This window comes from Mesorhizobium sp. M00.F.Ca.ET.216.01.1.1 (assembly GCF_004010325.2).
In the GTDB taxonomy this organism is placed as follows: Bacteria; Pseudomonadota; Alphaproteobacteria; order Rhizobiales; family Rhizobiaceae; genus Mesorhizobium.
The window spans coordinates 1-303 of the sequence record NZ_SADR02000443.1; the positions used below are offsets into that span (position 1 = coordinate 1).

1 protein-coding gene is annotated in these 303 nt (G+C 60.1%); it reads left to right on the forward strand.

Translation table 11 applies throughout. The annotated features are described in order from the left end of the window. A partial coding sequence (locus EN859_RS36875) for an MFS transporter (protein WP_135913727.1) occupies window positions 1–303 on the forward strand: 303 nt, incomplete at both ends.

The window sequence follows — 303 nt, forward strand, 5'->3', positions numbered from 1 at the left end:
GTCTGTTATTTCATCGCCTATCTGGACCGCGTGAACGTCGGCTTTGCGGCGCTGCAGATGAACAAGGCGCTCGGCCTGTCCGCGAGTGCATTCGGCTTTGGCGCAGGGATTTTCTTCATCGCGTACTTCTTCTTTGAAGTGCCGTCCAATCTTCTGCTCGAGAAATTCGGCGCGCGCCGCTGGATTGCGCGCGTGATGGTGTCGTGGGGCATCGTCTCGCTGGCGTCGGCATTCGTCGTCGGGCCGAACAGCTTCTATGCGCTGCGCTTTCTGCTCGGAGTGGCCGAAGCGGGCTTTTTCCCC